General features: G+C 56.1%; 15 protein-coding genes. 4 read left to right on the top strand and 11 right to left on the bottom strand.

Annotated elements, in window-relative coordinates:
• The first annotated feature begins 133 nt into the window (after positions 1–133).
• Together RCI20_RS12595 and RCI20_RS12600 are read left to right on the top strand one after the other, a co-directional pair.
• Complete coding sequence (locus RCI20_RS12595; RefSeq protein ID WP_306606031.1) at positions 134–1,780, top strand: hypothetical protein; 1,647 nt, start codon at positions 134–136, stop codon at positions 1,778–1,780.
• Positions 1,777–2,388 (top strand): class I SAM-dependent methyltransferase, encoded by a 612-nt coding sequence (locus RCI20_RS12600; protein WP_306606032.1) that lies wholly within the window; start codon positions 1,777–1,779, stop codon positions 2,386–2,388. The genes RCI20_RS12595 and RCI20_RS12600 overlap by 4 nt, the downstream gene beginning before the upstream one ends.
• On the opposite strand, the gene RCI20_RS12605 is transcribed toward RCI20_RS12600, so the two are convergent.
• Positions 2,340–2,747 carry a GtrA family protein gene (locus RCI20_RS12605; RefSeq protein ID WP_306606034.1) on the bottom strand — a complete coding sequence of 136 codons (408 nt, stop codon included), beginning with the start codon at positions 2,745–2,747 and terminating at the stop codon, positions 2,340–2,342. The genes RCI20_RS12600 and RCI20_RS12605 overlap by 49 nt on opposite strands.
• 17 nt (positions 2,748–2,764) lie before the next feature.
• On the opposite strand from RCI20_RS12605, the gene RCI20_RS12610 reads away from it, so the two are divergent.
• Together RCI20_RS12610 and RCI20_RS12615 are read left to right on the top strand one after the other, a co-directional pair.
• Entirely contained in the window at positions 2,765–3,472 is a 708-nt protein-coding gene (locus tag RCI20_RS12610; protein WP_306606037.1) for a bifunctional 2-polyprenyl-6-hydroxyphenol methylase/3-demethylubiquinol 3-O-methyltransferase UbiG, read from the top strand.
• On the top strand, positions 3,469–4,665 hold the full coding sequence (locus tag RCI20_RS12615) for a glycosyltransferase family 4 protein (RefSeq protein ID WP_306606039.1): 1,197 nt from the start codon (positions 3,469–3,471) through the stop codon (positions 4,663–4,665). Before RCI20_RS12610 ends, RCI20_RS12615 begins: the two co-directional genes overlap by 4 nt.
• Positions 4,666–4,730: 65 nt before the next feature.
• Here RCI20_RS12615 and RCI20_RS12620 read toward each other — a convergent pair whose 3' ends face one another.
• From RCI20_RS12620 to sucD, 10 genes are all read right to left on the bottom strand, one after another.
• A complete protein-coding gene (locus tag RCI20_RS12620) occupies positions 4,731–6,317 on the bottom strand; it encodes an HD family phosphohydrolase (protein ID WP_306606041.1) in 1,587 nt (528 codons plus the stop codon).
• A gap of 8 nt (positions 6,318–6,325) precedes the next feature.
• The gene (locus RCI20_RS12625) at positions 6,326–8,650 is read right to left on the bottom strand and encodes a GspE/PulE family protein (RefSeq protein ID WP_306606043.1); all 2,325 of its coding nucleotides are present in this window, start codon (positions 8,648–8,650) and stop codon (positions 6,326–6,328) included.
• On the bottom strand, positions 8,647–9,702 hold the full coding sequence (locus RCI20_RS12630) for a cyclic nucleotide-binding domain-containing protein (protein ID WP_306606046.1): 1,056 nt from the start codon (positions 9,700–9,702) through the stop codon (positions 8,647–8,649). Before RCI20_RS12630 ends, RCI20_RS12625 begins: the two co-directional genes overlap by 4 nt.
• Entirely contained in the window at positions 9,702–10,469 is a 768-nt protein-coding gene (locus RCI20_RS12635; protein ID WP_306606048.1) for a 3',5'-cyclic-nucleotide phosphodiesterase, read from the bottom strand. Before RCI20_RS12635 ends, RCI20_RS12630 begins: the two co-directional genes overlap by 1 nt.
• Before the next feature lie 2 nt (positions 10,470–10,471).
• A complete protein-coding gene (locus tag RCI20_RS12640; RefSeq protein ID WP_306606050.1) occupies positions 10,472–12,679 on the bottom strand; it encodes a CHASE2 domain-containing protein in 2,208 nt (735 codons plus the stop codon).
• 22 nt (positions 12,680–12,701) lie between these two features.
• Positions 12,702–13,400: an FHA domain-containing protein gene (locus tag RCI20_RS12645; protein WP_306606051.1), complete on the bottom strand. Its 699-nt coding sequence runs from the start codon at positions 13,398–13,400 to the stop codon at positions 12,702–12,704.
• A 28-nt stretch (positions 13,401–13,428) separates the two neighbouring features.
• Positions 13,429–14,241, bottom strand: a complete 813-nt coding sequence (locus RCI20_RS12650) for a Stp1/IreP family PP2C-type Ser/Thr phosphatase (RefSeq protein WP_306606053.1) — start codon at positions 14,239–14,241, stop codon at positions 13,429–13,431.
• Complete coding sequence (locus tag RCI20_RS12655; protein WP_306606055.1) at positions 14,238–16,781, bottom strand: CHASE2 domain-containing serine/threonine-protein kinase; 2,544 nt, start codon at positions 16,779–16,781, stop codon at positions 14,238–14,240. The genes RCI20_RS12650 and RCI20_RS12655 overlap by 4 nt, the downstream gene beginning before the upstream one ends.
• A gap of 84 nt (positions 16,782–16,865) precedes the next feature.
• The gene (locus RCI20_RS12660) at positions 16,866–17,825 is read right to left on the bottom strand and encodes an ornithine cyclodeaminase family protein (protein ID WP_306606057.1); all 960 of its coding nucleotides are present in this window, start codon (positions 17,823–17,825) and stop codon (positions 16,866–16,868) included.
• 90 nt (positions 17,826–17,915) lie between these two features.
• Complete coding sequence (gene sucD / locus RCI20_RS12665) at positions 17,916–18,809, bottom strand: succinate--CoA ligase subunit alpha (protein ID WP_306606059.1); 894 nt, start codon at positions 18,807–18,809, stop codon at positions 17,916–17,918.
• Positions 18,810–18,817: the final 8 nt, after the last annotated feature.

The raw sequence follows: 18,817 nt of genomic DNA on the forward strand, positions 1-18,817 counted from the left end.
CTGGTGGGAGCACCGTTTACCAGACGAATTATTTGCCGCCAGCGGACAAGGCTATCTGAACCCGCTGCCGCACCTCCCTTTTTACGCCGCTTATCTCGCAACTCCGCAGAACAGCCTGCTCGGCACCCTGATCATGGCTTTCCTGCACAGCAGTAATTTGTGGCTGCTACATTTGATCAGCAGCCAATTAATCGGCACGGAATCTCCGATGCGGCGCTTCGTCGTCGTGTGCTCCGTCATTCTCGGCGCACTGAGCCCCGGATTTCTCTTCGAGCTTGGCACGAGCTACACCGACATCATCGTCAGTATCCCGGCCTTGGCTGCGATGCTGGCGCTACTGCTCTGGATGCGCCGTGCCACCGAAACCAGTTGGTGGCTGCTTCACCTCTCTGGCATCCTGGCTGGCATCGCAGTAGGACTGAAGCCTTCGTTACTGGTGTTTTGTGGCGCCTTGGCCATTGCCATACTCTGCCTCACGCCCACCAGACGCCTGCTACCGGTTTTCTGGCGCGTCGCGCTATCCGGCACGCTGGGCGGTCTCCTGGCCGGCGGGCCACATGCCTGGATGCTGTGGCAAGCCTTCGCCAATCCGGTCTTTCCGCTGTTCAACGGCGTATTCCAGTCGCCGTGGTTTCCGCCGGTTAACCTGGTAGCCGAGCGATTCATCCCGCAAAATTTTTTCGAAGCGCTGATGTTTCCGTTCAACATGGCGGACAGCGGCAAGCGAAGCAGTTTTGAAGCCATGACCGTCGATATCCGGCCTGTTTACCTGCTCGGTCTGCTTGTCCTGTGGGGACTGTACCGCATCCTCGCCAAACTGCTCCGCCAGTCAGGCAGATCGGCACGGATGCCAGACCTTGAAAAACTGTTCTGGATCAGCTTCCTGATCTTCATCCCGGCCTGGATTCAAACCAGCGGCAATATCCGCTATGCAATCCAGTCCCTGCTCCTGCTCGGCCCAGCCATCGGCTTGCTCGCCATGAAACTTGGCGAAAGAAGACACTTCATCGGAATGTTCGCGATCCTGCTGCCAATCACGGGGCAAGCGGCCCTGGCCACCAATCTGAATACACCAAACATTCTTGGATACAACACAAAAGCCTGGGCCAGACCGTGGTTTGCATTGGATATACCAGCACCGCTCGACACCACGCCAGCCTATTACCTTTCCATACAAACTCAGGGGTACGCCAGCCTTTTACATCTTTTTCCTGAAGGCTCGCGCTTTTTCAACCTGGTCGGGCAAACAACACTCCCGCCTGATCATGTCGTTTTGAACCACATGAGGAAAGACAAGGAAAATCTGAAACTTGAATTCCGTTCCTTGTATGCCCCCCTGACCATCGCTGGGAAAACTCAAACGTTGGAATCATCGATCAGTAGCCAAAATGCCCTGCTGTCGGATTATGGCTACAGAGTCAATGAATCAAACTGCGGCGTAATTAAAATCCAAGTCCCGGAATTCAACCTGTACAGTTGTGCGCTTGAAATGTCTCCCATGAATCAACAGGAACAGGAGAAAAGACAGGGTATCGACCGCCGTATCGCTTACTGGGAACAAAAATGTCCGGATATTTTCAAGCCATCCGGATTCTGGAGCCTGCAAGCCACCGAAACCCGACGGCGCTTTTACCCCGGAACAGACTTCCAGATGATCGCCATCGCGGATGGCAGCCTGCTCGCCAGAGACAATTTCAATAGCACACGCCCCTTGATTCATCTCGAAGATGCCAATGAAAAAAAGTTGCTTGATTCCTGCCCGCCGAGGAAAAGCCGATGAATCCCTACCGTAAAAAAATCTGGGCGCAGTTCCTGCCGTTACTCAATGATCTCGAGCACCCCGAGAGTATTCTCGATTTCGGCTGTGGCGACGGCTGGTTCGCCTCACAAGTCGGGGCGCTATGGCCAGATAGCCAAAGGCTCGCCATCGACATCAAGCGGCGAGACAACGCACTGGTCGAACCGATCATCTACGCGCCTGGCGCACCGCTACCGTTTCCTGACGGCAGTGTCGACCTGGTTTACGCGGTCGACGTCCTGCATCACTGCAATTCGCCGGAATATTATCTCGACGAAATTTCCCGCGTTTCGCGTCATTACCTGCTGATCAAGGATCACACTTATACTAGCTGGATGGGTTATGCGGCACTGGCCATTCTGGATGAGCTGGGCAATCGGAAATTCGGCATTCCCTCGCCGCAAAATTATCAGCGCGGCAGCAGATGGACTGAACATCTCGCACAACGGGGATGGACGCTGCAAAAGACTATTCATCCCTGCCCCTGCCATAGCGGACTACTTGGCGCACTGACCAATCCGCTTCAGTATATTGCGCTGTATCAGCGTTCGGCCGGGTCTTTCGATGCGGCGAAACTCCAATCCCGATGAGCGATGAAATTGAACGCGATCATCGCCAAGGCTATCGATGCACTAGCCAGAAGATAATGCACACCAAACACGCTGACGCAGAGAATCATCAACAACAAGCTGATCAATGTGCTCGAAAAACTGACGCTCATATACCGACCATATTCCATCCACCAGGAAAATCGGCTTGCCGGAAAAGTCCAGCTTCTGTTCAATAACCAGCCCAATGTATTGGCGACGATGATCGAAACGAGCATCGACAAAAGATAATACCAACCCAGAATATCCGTTCCGACATACAAAACTGCGAGGTTAGTCAGAAAGCACACGCCACCGACCAGGATAAAGCGCACAACCCGCTTATTTTTCAATTTCAACATCCAGAATATTCGAATTCATGGCTACTCGCTTCAATGCACCCTACTGGCGTCACGATGCTTATACCTTGCGAAAACTGGCCGCCGCCATCGTCGATTGTATCGGTCGCACCCAAGCATCGGGCGTCCTGCTGGAAGATACTACTGTAGTCGACCTAGGATGCGGCGAGGCGCCTTATAAAACACTGTTGACCGCCCAAGGCGCACGCTACATTGGTTGCGACATCGAGCCGGGCGGGGCAGTCGATCAAGTGATCGACACGGATGGTACAACAGCGTTGCCAGACGGATTGGCTCAATGCGTGACATCCTTTCAAGTACTTGAGCATGTCTGGGATCTGGATCGCTATTTAGGCGAATGCCGCCGTCTGCTTGCCGAAGATGGCCTGTTGATTCTCTCCACCCATGGCAACTGGCTTTACCACCCGCACCCGACTGACTTCAGACGCTGGACGCTCGATGGGCTGCTGCGCGAATTGACAAGCCGTGGATTCAGCATTGTCGAAACCTGGCCGATCGTTGGCCCGCTTGCCTGGACAACGCAATTCCGGACCCTTGCCTACCACCATGTCCTCAAGAAACTTGGCCCAGTTGGCAAATTGCTTTCGGCAATACTATGTCTAATGATGTACGTACGAATGACGCTGGAAGACAAGCTGACACCTAAAACACTGATCCGCAATAATGCAGCCGTCTATCTGGTGATGGCGCGACCGCAGAAAACATGAACATTTTCCCTCCCCGCAAAACTGCGACATGCCGGGAAAAACCACGTCTTTTATTGCTCACACACTACTATCCTGCCCACCGAGGCGGCGTCGAAATTGTTGCCGGACAGCTCGCTGCACGGCTTGCTGAATGCTATGACATTCACTGGCTTGCGGCTGATTGCGATCCCGTGCCCGATATAGCAGGAATCACCTGTACCCCGCAGCGAGCCTGGAATGCACTCGAAAAACATGGACTACCTTGGCCAGTCTGGTCGTTCCGCCACTGGTGGCGGCTCAGGGGAATGATCGCTGAAAGCGACATCCTGCATATCCATGACTTTATTTACCCAGCCCACCTGCTCGCCATTCCTTTGGCAAAAGCACTGGGGAAACCCGTTGTGCTGACACAACATATTGGCGATATCGAATACAGCAACCCACTGCTTCGCAACATCCTGAAGGCCATCAACCGTAGCTTTGGACGCTGGATGCTGGGGATGTCCAGCCAAGCGGTATTTATCAGCCCACGCGTAAAAACCGGCTTTGAAGCGTACACCAAGTTCTCCCGTACGCCCTTGTATTGGCCTAACGGCGTGGACTCCCGGATATTCAAGCCCTCACCACTCCCGGCAACCAGAAGCAAACTTCGTGAATTGCATGGGCTGGACCCGATGAAACCGGTACTGCTATTCGTTGGTCGCTTTGTTGAACGAAAAGGACTGCCGCTCCTGCGCCAAATGGTTGAAATGCGCCCGGATTGGCAATGGTGTTTTGCCGGCTGGGGGCCGCTTGACCCAACGGCATGGCAAGAACCCAATGTCTTTGTCTGGCAAGGACGCCAAGGCGCCTCTCTTGCGTCTTTGTATCAGTTGGCCGACTTGCTGATTTTGCCTAGCCACGGCGAAGGCTTTCCGCTGGTAGTCCAAGAGTCTCTGGCTTGCGGAACACCGGCGATTGTTTCTGAAGAAACCGCCGCTGGCGGGCCGGAATTTCCCGGTTGCATTATCCCGGTCGCACATTCCCCCCAAAAACCCGATCCTGCGCACTGGATTTCAGTTATTGAAAATCAACTGAATACGGACAAGCAGGCCCAGTACCGTCAACTCAGCGCCGAAAAAGCAAAACAAAGCTGGTGCTGGGAAAATCTGGCGACAAATTACAAGAAGCTTTTTGCGGGACTTGTGAACCGGGAACGCACCCAAAAACGCTGATTTTTCCTTAATTCTTCGATCGAACAGAAGCCACGAGCAGGGCAACCTCCCTTGGCAATTGCAGGTCAGCAATCAACCTGCCCTTCACTGAGAAACGCCTTGCCGTAGCGCCGGTAAACCTGCTGTTTGACGAATACGTCGTACAAGTCCGGGTCGATGTGTCCGCCATTCTTGAAGTTTTCCATGATGGACAAGGCTTGTGAGAGTTTCATCGCATCCTTGTATGGCCGATCTTTGGCAGTCAATGCTTCGAAAATATCCGCAATCCCCATCATGCGGGCTTGCCAACTCATTTCTTCGCGCTTCAAACCTTTCGGATAGCCTTTGCCATCCATGCGCTCGTGATGACCGCCGGCATATTCGGGGACGTTCTTCAGGTGTTTTGGCCAGGGCAACTGCTCCAGCATCCGGATGGTGGCGACGATGTGATGGTTGATGATTTCGCGTTCCGCACCAGTCAAAGTACCGGCACGAATACTCAGGTTAAGGACTTCATCATCACTGAGGAAGGGCACTTCTTCACCCGCCGGATTGCGCCACCGATATCGCGTCGACATCAGGGCGATGCGCTCAATGTCCTCGTCGCGCATACGCTCCCCGCCCACATTCGCTTTACGCAGAAATTCGCGGTCCACATCGAGTTGACCGCAAAAATCCACATACCGCTGTTCGGCATCGGCAGCGGATTGTCCGTTGGCGATTTCCTGCCATTTGCGCACTTCGGCATCGCGGCGCACGACTTCAAACCGGGTATCCAGCAAATGAATACGATCAAAGAGCGTTTGCAGCTTCGTCGCCTTATCCACGACATGTACCGGTGTCGTGACCTTGCCGCAGTCGTGCATCAAGGCAGCGATGCGCAATTCGTAGCGATCCTTGTCGGTCAGCCTGAAATCGGCAAGCGGACCATCGTCGATGGCATCAACGGCATCGGCCAGCATCATGGTGAGTTCCGGCACACGCTGGCAATGCCCGGCGGTATGCGGTGATTTTTCGTCAATCGCCAGATTGATCACGGTAATCAGCGACTCGAACAGCGCTTCGAGTTGCTCGATCAATTGTCGATTGGTCAGGGCGATAGCGGCCTGCGAAGCGAGCGACTCAGCCAGCCTTTGGTCGGCAGGGGAAAACACCGTAACCCGACCGGTTGAAGGATCGATCGCATTGATCAGTTGCAGCACGCCGATGATTTCACCCTCATGGTTCTTCATCGGGACCGTCAGGAAAGACTGCGAACGATAACCGGTGTGCTCGTCGAAATGGCGAGTACCGGAAAAATCGAAACCAGCGGCCTGGTAGGCATCGGCGATGTTGACGGTATTGCCACTGATTGCCGCATAGGCGGCAATCATGTTGTTATTCGGCAAGCCATCCGGCTGGTACAAGGGCAAATCGGGGAAACTACCCGAAATGGGCTGCCCGCTAGAGCCCCCAAAAGCAATATGCAGCGAGTCCGTCCGCACAATTTCGAAACGCAAGCGCTGTTTATCATCCGACAGGAGATACAAGGTACCGCCATCGGCCTGGGTGATACCCTTGGCTGCCAGCAGAATTTTTTCCAGCAAAAGCGCAATATTCCGCTCGACGGAGAGCGATGCCCCGATATCGTTCAGCTGTTCAAGGCGGCGAAAAAGGCTTTGCAGCGAGTCCATGGGACCTCCTATTTGATGCAAACCGCGCGAACCTGCTTCAGATCGGTAATGCCTTGCAGGGCTTTTTCGATACCGTCCATCTTGAGGGTGCGCATTCCTTCATTGAGCGCGCAAGCGAGAATTTCCACAACCCTGGCTTTTTCCTGAATCAGCTTTTTCACCGGGTCGGTACCAACCATCAATTCGTGCAAACCCACGCGCCCCTTGTAGCCGGTATCGCTACATACGGCGCAGCCGTGCGCCCGTTGCAAAGTGAACTTTCCATCCTTGGCGTAGCGCGTCAGCCATTCCTGGCGAATCGCATCACGGGCACCTGCCGGATCTTTCAGCCAGGCATCAGTACGCTTCAGTTCTTCACAATATTCGTCGAGCAGATGTTCTATCTCCGCCGTATCTGGCGTGTAGGCCTCCTTGCACTCCTTGCACAGGCGCTTGCCAAGACGCTGGGCGAGAATTCCGAGCAAGGCATCGGAAAAGTTGAATGGGTCCATCCCCATGTCGAGCAGACGAATGACCGACTCGGGGGCCGAATTGGTGTGCAGCGTGGCAAAGACAAGGTGGCCGGTCAGGGAGGCCTCGATACCGATGCCCGTCGTTTCTGCATCGCGCATTTCGCCAACCATGATGATGTCCGGGTCGGCACGCAGGAAAGCCTTCATCACGGTCGGAAAATCCAGCCCGGCTTTCTTGTTGACCTGCACCTGACGCAAACCCTTCTGGGTGATTTCCACCGGATCTTCAGCAGTCCAGATTTTCGTATCCGGCGTATTCAAATGACCGAGAACCGAATGCAGCGTCGTTGTTTTACCGGAACCGGTCGGACCACAAACGAAGAACAGTCCATAAGGTTTTTCAATGCAACTGAGCAGGCTTTTGTGATTGTGCGGAGACAAACCAAGTTGTTCCAGCTTGATCGGCTCGCCAGCCGCCAGGATACGCATCACCACATCCTCGACACCACCGGCCGTAGGAATGGTGGCGACCCGCAATTCGATATCGAGCGGGCCGAATTTCTTGAATTTGATCTTGCCATCCTGCGGCCTGCGCTTCTCGGAAATATCGAGGTCGCACATGATTTTCAGGCGCGTAATCAGGGAAGAACGATAGGAGGCTGGAATCTCGATGTAGTTAACCAGCGTGCCGTCCTTGCGAAAACGGATCGCTGTTTTTTCCTTGCCCGGTCGCGGCTCGATGTGAATATCGGAAGCCCCTTGCTGATAGGCTTCGACGATGATTTTATTCACCAGCCTGACCAGTTCGTTGTCAGCCGCCGCCGAGATATCCTCGCCGATCTCGCCACCTTCCTCGCCTTCATCCATGCCGGACAACAGGTCGTTGACCGAGCCCATGTCGGAAAGTGCACCGAAATACTGGTCGACCGTAGCAACGAACTCACGTTGCGTGGTAACGCGGTAGGCGACTTTCCGCTTGGGGAAAATATTTTCCACAACGCGGGAAACACGCAGCTTTTCCGGGTCGGGCGTCATGACCAGAATGCCTTCAGGAGAATCCTCCAGCGGCAACCAGTGGCTTGCATCGACATATTCGCGCTTGATGTTGCGCAGCAAGTCGATCGGTTTGATGCGCTCCGGACGCATCGGTTCGTACGGCACCCCGTAGAACTTGGCCAGAGCATGACCGATATCACCGATCTTGACCTTGAAATCCGCGACCAGCACATCTTCGATGTTGAGGTCCTTGCGCCGAGCCGACTGTTGCGCCACCTCCAGTTCGCTGGCGGCCAGAATCCCGTCACCCACCAAATGGTCGTAACGCGTACGCGCGACAAACGGCGGATTGAGGCGATGCAGGAAGGCCACGGCCAACGTCTGGGCCAACTCACCAGCGCCCTCTTCCGCCGTGGCCGAAAACGGCACATCGGCTTTGTGATTGATGAGTTGCATGACCCCGAGCAACTCACCACTTTCGGCGCAGATGGGAACTACAAGCATCTGTTTTGAACGGTAGCCAGTCCTGCGGTCAACCTCACTCAGGAAGCGGATTTCCGGACTGTAGGCCGCAAGTTCGTTGGCGTCATACACATCCGCGATATTCAGCGGCTGACGGTTTACCGCAACGCAACCGGCAATGCTTTGAGAGGAAATCGGCAAGCGGATGTCACGGAATGAATTTAGTCCAGTTTTTACTTTCGAAACAATGTGCTGCCCATCCTCGGCCAGCACATAGAGCGTCATCCGGTCGGCATTGAACAAATCGCAGATGTCCTGCGACAAGGACAGCATGATTTCATCGATATTCGCTGTCGCGTGAATCCGGTTGGTCAGTGTCTGCAGATGCTTCAGAAACAGAAGACGGCTGGCAACGCTGGTCATGCGTTTTCTCCCTGGGCAAGCCCACCCTTGAGCCATGAAGCGCGAAAGCCATTTTGGGCCAGCAAAAAAGCGGCGGCTGAACTCCGTCGACCACTCTGACAGTAAGCAATGTACTCGCGCGAACGGTCGAGCAAACCAAACGCTGCGCGAATTTCATTGAGCGGGACGTTCAAGGCACCGGGCAAGCCATCCTCGGTAAACTCTGCCGGATAACGGACATCCAGCCAACGCGCCTTGCCGCTCGCCACCAGCGTATCCGCCGCAGCGCGCGCTATCGGGTGTAACAATGGCTCCTGCAGCAACTCGACAAAATCCGGCTTGGCCAGACGCATGAGTACACCATCGGTTTTCATCGTCACCGAGGCGTTGCGCAAGGTGTCGGCAACCAGCGCTTCTTCGCCAAAGGCATCGCCGGGTTTGAGTTCGGCAATCTCCAGACTGACACCGCCCACGTGCTTGCTGACCACGCAACGACCACTTTCAATCAGATAGTAATACTCGCCAGCCTCGCCCTCGCTGACGATGCATTCGCCCCGCTTGACGGGAAAGCGTTGAAAACGCTGCAGCAACTCATGAATATGGGCTGCCGGCAATTGCGACAAGGTACTTGACGTGAGCATGCGGGCGTTGAAGGCACCCGACATCGTGCTCCATGCCGCCGGCTCAGTTTCAGACGGCGCAGCATCGGCCACCACGGCAAGCTCATCCCAAGTCATCATGATGTCGAGTAAATCGAAATCCAGGCCGAGCAATACCACCTCGGTGATGGCCTTGCTGGCCCGCGGTGCAGCGGATTTGTAGCCAATCGGCCAATGCGCCTCGTCACACCCGCCCACCAAGATCTGCATGCTGCCGTCCGGCAGGATCAGACGCAACTCGCCAACCAGCAAATAAACGAACTGCTTGCTTTGCGGCATGGCGAGGAGCGGGTCCACTCCGATGGAAAAGCAGGCACATTGACTCAACCGCACCAACTCTTCAAGACGCAACGAAGACAGGCCACGGATGGGTTCAAGGCATTGCAACTGGGCTATGGTCGGGTGGCTCATCATCACAATTCAAAAACCTGGTTGTTCTGCAACATGCGTGGCGAATAATCACTAAGACAACGGGCGATTTCTTCCATGGTCAATTCGATCTGACCGGGCTTCAGATGCGTGATGTAAATTTCACATTCACGCTCAAGCTTGAGGAGTTCGGATGCCAACATGTCCGGGCAAAGATGCCGAGAGACTCTGGCCAGTTCACGCTCCCGATTTGAAAAGGCACACTCGACGATCAGGTAGCGCAGATTGTCGATCCGGTTAACCGCCCGCCAGAAGGCATCACATTGTCCGGTGTCGCCTGAAAAAACCAGACTGGCTTGCCCCGAGTCGATACGGTAGCCCACGGCAGGCACGGTATGGTCTACCGGCAGCGGCGTAATCGTCCGCCCAGCCAACTCGATTGAGTCACCAAGCGGTAGCGACTGGTAACGCAGGAAGGGTTTCTCCGGCGTTGGCACCTCGGAAAAATCCGGCCAGATTGCCCAGTTGAAAATATGGTTACGCAGGATGGTCAGTACCGAATCGGTGCCATAGACCGTCAGCGGCTGGCTACGCCGGTCAGCCACGGTATCGATCATCAATGGCAGGGAGGTGATGTGATCGAGATGCGTGTGGGTAAGAAACACGTGATCGATGACGGCCAATTCAGCAATGCTCAGGTCTCCGACACCGGTGCCGGCATCGATCAAGATGTCGTGGTCGATCAGCAGCGATGTTGTACGCTGGTTTCGCCCGCCGATACCGCCGCTACAGCCAAGGACTCGTAGTTTCATGGTCATTTCGTCTCAAAAGCGGTCACACCGTCCCAATTCTCGCGAATTGGCAGGAGGCGTAGTTCAGCGATACGTTCAGCGTAAAACTTGTACAAGTAGCGCGCTGGGAAACGCTGCTGCAGGCTCAACAAAAGCTGGGTCGCCGGCACCCAATCCTGGGCACGGTACAAATGCAGGAAATTCTCCCACTCGGCAAGTTCGGCGATATCTTCCGGCGATAGTTCGGTACTCAGCCCCAGTGGCTCAAAAATCGTGACCGGCTGTTCCTTGCCCTTGACGCGTACCCGATCCAGTTCGCGGAAAGAAAAATCATCCAGTTTGTCCCGTGTCGCCTCACCCACCACGATACCGACGCCGTACACCTTGGTGATCCCCTCAAGACGCGAAGCCAGATTCACTGCGTCACCCATCACGGTGTAGGCCTTGCGCACCGGAGACCCCATGTCGCCCACCGTGACCACGCCTGTATTGAGGCCAACACCAATGTGCAATTCCGGCCAGCCGCGCGCCTTGAACGGCGCATCCAGCGCCCGCACGGCCTGCTGCATGGCAAGTGCGGTCAACAAGGCATGGCGGGCATTTTCCGGATCGGCAACCGGCGCGCCCCAGAAAGCCATGATGGCGTCGCCAATATATTTGTCGAGCGTGCCGCGATTGGTCCGGACAATCGAAGTCATTGCCCCAAGGTACTCGTTCATCAACTGGGTCAGTTCACGCGGCGTCATGCCTTCCGACAAGGTCGTAAAACTGCGGATATCGGAAAACAGGATGGTCAATTCTTCATTGCGCCCTTCCATGCTGTAACTTTCCGGGTCCTTGGCCATTTCGTCGACCAGTTCGGGCGGCACATACTGGCCGAACAGATCGGTAAACTGGCGCTTGCTGCGCGACTCGACGAAATAGCCCCAAGACATGTTCAGGGCGTACAGAATCACGATGAGCAAGAATGTCGGCGCCAGCGCCAGAACCAGTCCGCCCTGCCAGAGCCCGTAATTGAAAGCGGCAGCCAGTGCCAGCGCCGTCAAGGCCAGCAAGCTTGAACGCAGGGGAGACAACAAGGGGAGCAGCAACACCAGCGCACAGCCCAGAAGGATCATGCTCAATATTTCCACGGCCAGCATGTAGCCCGGCCGAGCCTTGATGCTGTCGGACAACATGCCGGCAATCAGGTTGGCATGCACTTCGACCCCCGGATAGGCGCCACCAACCGGTGTCGACCGCAAATCCATCAGCCCCGGTGCGCTGGTCCCAACCAGCACGATACGGCCGCGCAAGACGTCGGCGGAAACCTGCCCACGCAGGATGTCGACCGCAGAAATATAGGGAAAACTCTTCGCCTGTCCACGATAAGGCACCAGTGCGGCCACCTGCTCATCGACCGGAATACGGAAATTACCGGAGGGCGACAGGATATCGATCCATTCGATACCGACGCTATCGTCGGGGAAACCGAGACTTAACTGGCTCTCGCCCAGCAACTGCCGGATCATGGCCAGTGACAAGGACTCGTAGTAGGCATCCTGATATTTGACGACCAGTGGAACGCGTCGCGTACTACCATCGAAATCAATCAGCGGATTGAAATGCCCGGCACCGGCTGCTGCCGCCTGCAGACCGGGGAGATTGCCGCCAAAACCTTCCCAGGAAACAAAATCCTGATCGCGGCCGGCAAAACTGCCCGCCGGAAACACCGGCTGAGGCAGGGCCCCTGCATGTTTCGCCTCATGCTTGCCGGAAAAGTAATAGCCGAGCACAGCCGGCCGACCACGCAAAGTTTCTGCAAACAGCCGGTCGTAATCCAGGCGGGGCCGCAGACTCTTCAGCGTCCGCTGGAAGCCACTGTCCCCTTTCAAGCGATCCCGAGCAATCGATTCCAGCACCTTCAAGCCCGAACTATCGTCAGGCTCGGCAAAGACCACGTCAAACCCGATGACTGAAACCTGATAGTCGTCGGTCAGCTTGCGTACCAGATCGGAGACAACATTACGCCCCCAGGGCCAGCGTCCGATTTCGGCCAAACTTTTTTCGTCGATATCGACAATGACAATACGATCATCCGGCGTATCCGGCATGGAAATCCGCACACGGACATCGTACAGATAGGCATCCAGCGCTGAGACAAAAGGGATATGCCAAAGACGACCGGCATGCCCCAACAGAGCCGCCAGACAGAAAAACCCCAAGATGATACGAACCAGGTGCTTTTTCACGATCCAGTTTTTTCCTGAAAGCTCATGCCTTCAGGAAAAACTCCATCTTGATGCCGGCAATCTCGATCACATCATGATCCTCCAGAGGGTGTGCCTGCGCATCAATGGCCTGGCCGTTTACGTAGGGGAACACCGTACCCTCGACGTGCGTGATGAAATAGCCATGCGGCCGGCGGGCAATCACAGCGACCTGCGTTCCCGGCTTACCAAGCGTGGTCAAGGTTTTGAGCAATTCGAGTTCCTTGCCGGCATTCGGACCGTTGAGCAACTGGATGGCGGCTGGCGGCAAGGGAGCTGGGCGCGAAGTCACACCGATGTTCGAATGCTCCCCCGTATCGCCGGCAAGCAACTGCAAATCAGCCGCTGACTTGATTGCGCCGAGGCGTCCGGCACTTGCATGATCAGGCTCGGCAGGAACGCTTGCCGCGCCGGCCTGATCGGCCATGTACTTCAGCTTGTACTTGCCAAGCTCAATGACATCGTTGTTGCGGAGAAAATGTTTCTTGATGGTTTGACCATTCACCAACGTGCCGTTGGTACTGTTCAGATCCTCAAGAAACGAGTCTGCCAGGATGGTGACGATGACAGCGTGCTCGCCGGAAATCGCCAGATTATCGATCTGGATGTCATTGTGCGGTTTGCGCCCAATGCTCAATCGCTCCTTGTCGAGCGCGATTTCCTTGAGTACCAGACCATCCATGGAGAGGATCAATTTCGCCATCTTGCCGTCCCTGCCTTGCGTTATTTTCTTACTTCAGTCTGGCCAGCAGCTTTTGCCACCAACCGCTTGGTACAGCATACTCTCCCCGCACCTGGATCAGAATGACCGAGACATTATCCCGACCGCCATTCTGGTTTGCCCGATCGACGAGATGCTCTGCCGCCAAAGCAGGCGTAGTACCGTACAAATGCAGAATTCCGGCGATTTCACCATCTTCCAGCATATCGTTCAAACCATCCGAACAAAACAGCAATAAGTCGCCGCGCCGTGTCGCGTGTTCGGCGATATCGACATCCACGCTTGCGTCAACCCCCAAGGCGCGAGTGACCAGATTCTTGTTCGCCGAGTAGCGTGCCGCTTCGACGCTAATCATGCCACTATCAATCTGTTCCTGTAAAAAGGAGTGGTCTTTGGTTAATTGCTCAAGATCGCCATCACGCCAGCGATAAACACGCGAATCACCAACGTGGGCAAGGTACATTCGATTATCGATGAACCACGCAAAAACCAGCGTTGTTCCCATGCCTGCGTATTGCGGCTGACTTTGCGCCGCATTGAAAATAGCCAGATTGGCCGCGCAAATCTCATCGTTGATACGCTGCACCGGATCACCCAGCACTTCTTCGCCACGCCGAAAAGCGTTGAGGAAACGGTTAAAGCTGGTGGCCAGGAGTGTCGTAGCCATTCCGCTGGCCACCTCACCCGCCTTGTATCCGCCCATGCCGTCTGCCAGTATGGCCAAACCCAGTTCAGCATCGGCAAATACGGCATCTTCGTTGCGCGTACGCACCACCCCCGTATCACTGAGTAGCGCAATCTCCAACGCATCATGCAAATTCATTCGCCCTGCTCCGTCTGTTCAAACCGCGCTTCCGGTATGCAGGCACGCAAAGCCACAGCCATCTCGGCCCCACGCTGGTAGCGCTGATTGATATCCTTATGCAGTGCCTGGTTCACAACTGCAACCACCGCGGCAGGCAACGCCGGGGCAAGGGCATGGATGTCGGTGTGGGGTTCGTTGGCAATCTTGAACATCAACTGCGCCATGGAATCGCCGGCAAAAGGCAGTTGACCGCAACATAATTGATACAGCGTGACGCCCAGCGAGAATAGATCAGAACGACCGTCGATTTTCTTGCCTGCGAGTTGTTCCGGCGACATGTAGGAGGGCGTTCCGAGAACCATGCCGGTCTTGGTGCGCGACGAATCGGTTATACGGGCAATCCCGAAATCGGTCACCTTGACCTGATCGCTGGCCGGTTCATACATGATGTTGGCCGGTTTGATATCCCGGTGCACAACATTCTGCGCATGCGCATAATCCAGCGCATCGGCCACCCTGGCCACCACCGACAGCACAACAGGCAAGGGTAGAAGCTTGCCGGGCTTGCTGTACGGAACGAGGTCCTGCCCCTTGAGAAACTCCATGGCGATATACGCCAGATCCTGCTCTTCGCCAGCATCGTACATCGTGACGATATTCGGATGATTGAGCCGCCCGGCGGTTTCGGCTTCGCGGAAAAAGCGTTGCTTGACCTCTTCCAGTTCGTCGCCTTCGAACTCCTGGGCCAGCGCCATCGTCTTGATGGCGACGATACGATTGATTTTCGGATCGCGCCCCTGATAGACCACCCCCATGGCGCCTTTGCCCAGCTCTTTCTCGATCTGGTAGCGCCCCAGCATCGGTTTTTCGATCTGTGCATCGCCAAGAATCAAGGTGCCACTGGCCGTCTGCCCGCGTGAACCGGCCAGCATGACGGTTTCCGACATCTGTTTGGCGCGGGCGATGCGTTGGGCAATATCGCGGAAAGCGAGGTCGTGATCGGCGACAAAACGGAATACGGCCTCGGCTTTGTTGAACTGACGCTTGCGTTCGTAATCCAGACCCAGGTTGTACAGATTCTCCATCAACCCCTGATCCATCGGGCACTTGCGGAACTTGTCGAAAGCCATGTCCAACTGGCCCTGCCCCTGGAAAGCCAGGCCGAGCATCCGGTTGGACTCGGCCGATTCCAGATCGGAACGCTCCTTGCCGCGCTCGGTACTCAAGAAATGCTTGGTGGTCAGCAACAGGTGGCCAACCAGCAACAAACTCAAGGCCCCCATCAAGGGAACCCACATCCCGGCCCCGAGCATCAGGCCGAAATGCGTGCCGAGCAGAGAAAGCAGCAACACCATGGTCAGGCTGGCGCCCATGCCCGCGCCAAGTTGCGGCAGGACCAAGGCGAGATAGCAACCGACCAGCAACATCACACCCAAACTAGCCCAATGCGCCCAGGGCGGCGTCACGAAGAAATGCTCCTGCAAAATACTCGATACGGCATGCGCCAGTGACTCGACTGGCGCCATTGCCGGCGATACCGGCGTCACTTGCGTTGTCCCCACCCCGGCCGCCGTTGCACCAATCAGGACAATCTTGCCAGCGTACTTACTGGCCGGAATCTTGCCGCTCAACACATCGTAGAAAGAATCAACCTGAAAAGGCGCTCGCCCATCCTGCGCGTGGTAGTAAAAAGTGTTCATCCGGGTCGCCGTATCGGTCACGATACGCAAGCGTCCCAGGGCAACTTCCTCACCCAGGCGCACCCGGATATCGGCCGGCCCCAGATTCAGGCTACGCGCAGCGAGCATCAGGGAAAGCGACGGGTAATACTGGTCAAAATACTGGACCACCAACGGTTCGCTACGCACCCCGCCATCGACATCCTGGCTGGCATTCAGATGCCCCAACGCCACCGCCTTGCCGCCCAGTTGTTCGACCGGAATTTGCAATTGACGCGCCGGTAGCGCCAGGCCCACGCCTGGCTGCACCTGCGAGATACGATTGAGCGCAACGAATGGAGCCACTTGCTGATCCGGACGACCATGCGCCTCACCGAGCTCAAACAACATGGGCAACAACACATTGCCGGCACGCTCGTAGCTGCCAGCCAGCGTCCGATCCACATTTAGCGCGCGCTCTGCTTCGACCAGCATGGAGGAAACCTGGCCGACTTCCGATGATGGCTCAGCCCCTTCGACAATCGATTGATTGACGATATCCATCAAACGGGTGATGTAAACGTAGCCGGGATCAATCTGCGGCTCGGAAAAGAAAATGGTGTTACCCACCGCCTTGGCCCCCGCCGCCGCCAGCAGGTCGGTCATGCGTGCATGCAAGTCGCGGGACCATGGCCAGCGGCCGATATTGGCAATACTCGGGTCGTCGATGGCGATCACGGCCACCTTGTCGGAAGGGGTTCGAGTCGACGCCTGGACGCCCAGATCGTAGGCTTTACGCTCCAGACTTTGCAGCAGATCGGTGGTGCCAGCCAGCAGCATCGCGATGGTCACCATCAATCCGAGGAACCAGTCCTTCTTCCAGAATGCTGCTTTCGCCATACCCCTCCCCATCAATAAGCCCCTGTCGGGCACATCCCCTGTGCCGCCGTATTGTTGCCCGGACAGCCAAGCCGGGTCAAACCCTCATTGCATGGGGAGCGCAACACCCAACCCCCGGGCCTGCGCAGCATTCAGTACGCGCAACGCCAAAGCCAGATCCTGAACGGCCATGCCTTGCGACTCAAACAAGGTAATCTGTTCGGCATCAGTTCGTCCGGCCTGCCGCCCGATAATCACCTCGCCAAGCTCCACCATCTGTCGCACATGCAGACGACCTTTTTCGAGCAAGGGCAACAGATCACCAGCCTCGGCCAGTGCAGTCGCAACCGAATCGACGGCAATCAAGTCACAGCGACGGATGGCGGCCTCGGAAACCTCCTGCCGAATCAACGCATTCGATCCCGCCGCATTGATATGTACGCCAGGACTCAGCCAGTCGGCCTCGAACAGCGGTTGCGCCGCCGTCGTAACGGTGCCGATCAGATCGCTGTCGCGGACGGTATCTTCCGCACAGGCCGCCGGAACGACGCTTCTTCCGGTCAACTCGCTTAAACGGGCACAAAAGGACTGCAACTTATCGGCCTTGCGGCCAAAAACCTTGACCAACTCGATGGGCAGTGCCGCACAAATTGCCCGCACATGCCCCTCAGCCTGCCAGCCTGTACCAAATACGCCAGCGACCTTGGCCTCCGGGCGGGCCAGCCATCTGGCGGCCACACCACTCGCCGCCCCAGTACGCACCATGCCGAGGAAATCCGCTTCAATCACCGCTTTGAGTTGGCCACTGGCGGCATCGAACAGGTGTACCAGAAAGCGGTTGCCACTTTTATTACTGGTGTAGGCCTTGTAACCGATCACCCCTTGCGCAGGCAGCGCGCCTTGCAGAATATGCAGCACAGTTTGCGGCAAACGACTGCGCTGGCGCGGGGTATCCAGCGCCTGGCCAAGCGCCAGATCGCGATGCGCGGATTCGACAGCTTCCAGCGCCATTTCTACGGTCAACACCTGTTTGACGTCATTTTCTGCAAGAAACAAGGCCATCATTCAATTCCGATACCAAGACGTAAAAGCTAAGGACGTAAAAAAGGCGGACACTCGGCCCGCCTTTTTTCTCATTGAGCCAAGCTCAGCAAATTACAGCAGGCCCTTCAACAACTTGGCCATTTCGGACGGATTGCGCGTCACGGTGAAACCACAGGCTTCCATGATTTCCAGCTTGGCATCCGCCGTGTCGGCACCGCCGGAGATCAACGCACCAGCGTGACCCATGCGCTTGCCAGCCGGAGCGGTAACACCTGCGATGAAGCCAACCACCGGCTTCTTCATGTTTTCCTTGCACCACATCGCGGCTTCGGCTTCGTCAGGACCGCCGATTTCGCCGATCATGATGACAGCGTCGGTGTCCGGATCGTCGTTGAACATCTTCATGACGTCGATGTGCTTAAGACCATTGATCGGATCACCACCGATACCGACGGCGGAAGACTGGCCGAGACCGATTTCGGTCAGCTGACCGACGGCTTCGTAAGTCAGCGTGCCGGAACGGGAAACGACGCCGATGCGACCCTTGCGGTGGATGTGACCCGGCATGATGCCGATCTTCACTTCGTCCGGGGTGATCAGACCTGGGCAGTTCGGGCCGAGCAGCAGAGTCTTCTTGCCGCCCTTGGCTTCCTTTTCCTTCATCTTGTTGCGCAGCATCAGCATATCGCGAACAGGAATGCCTTCGGTAATGCAGATGGCCAGATCGAGGTCGGCTTCAACGGCTTCCCAGATCGCAGCGGCAGCACCCGGGGGCGGCACGTAGATGACGGAAACGGTAGCACCGGTTTCGGCAGCAGCTTCCTTAACGGAGGCGTAGATAGGGATATTGAAGATCGACTCGCCGGCCTTCTTCGGATTCACACCCGCGACAAAGCATTCCTTGCCGTTCGCGTATTCCTGGCATTTTTCCGTGTGGAACTGGCCAGTTTTACCGGTGATGCCCTGGGTGATGATCTTGGTGTTCTTGTTGATCAGAATAGACATTCAGTGCT

It is taken from the genome of Azonexus sp. (genome assembly GCF_030824335.1).
Taxonomy (GTDB): Bacteria; Pseudomonadota; Gammaproteobacteria; order Burkholderiales; family Rhodocyclaceae; genus Azonexus.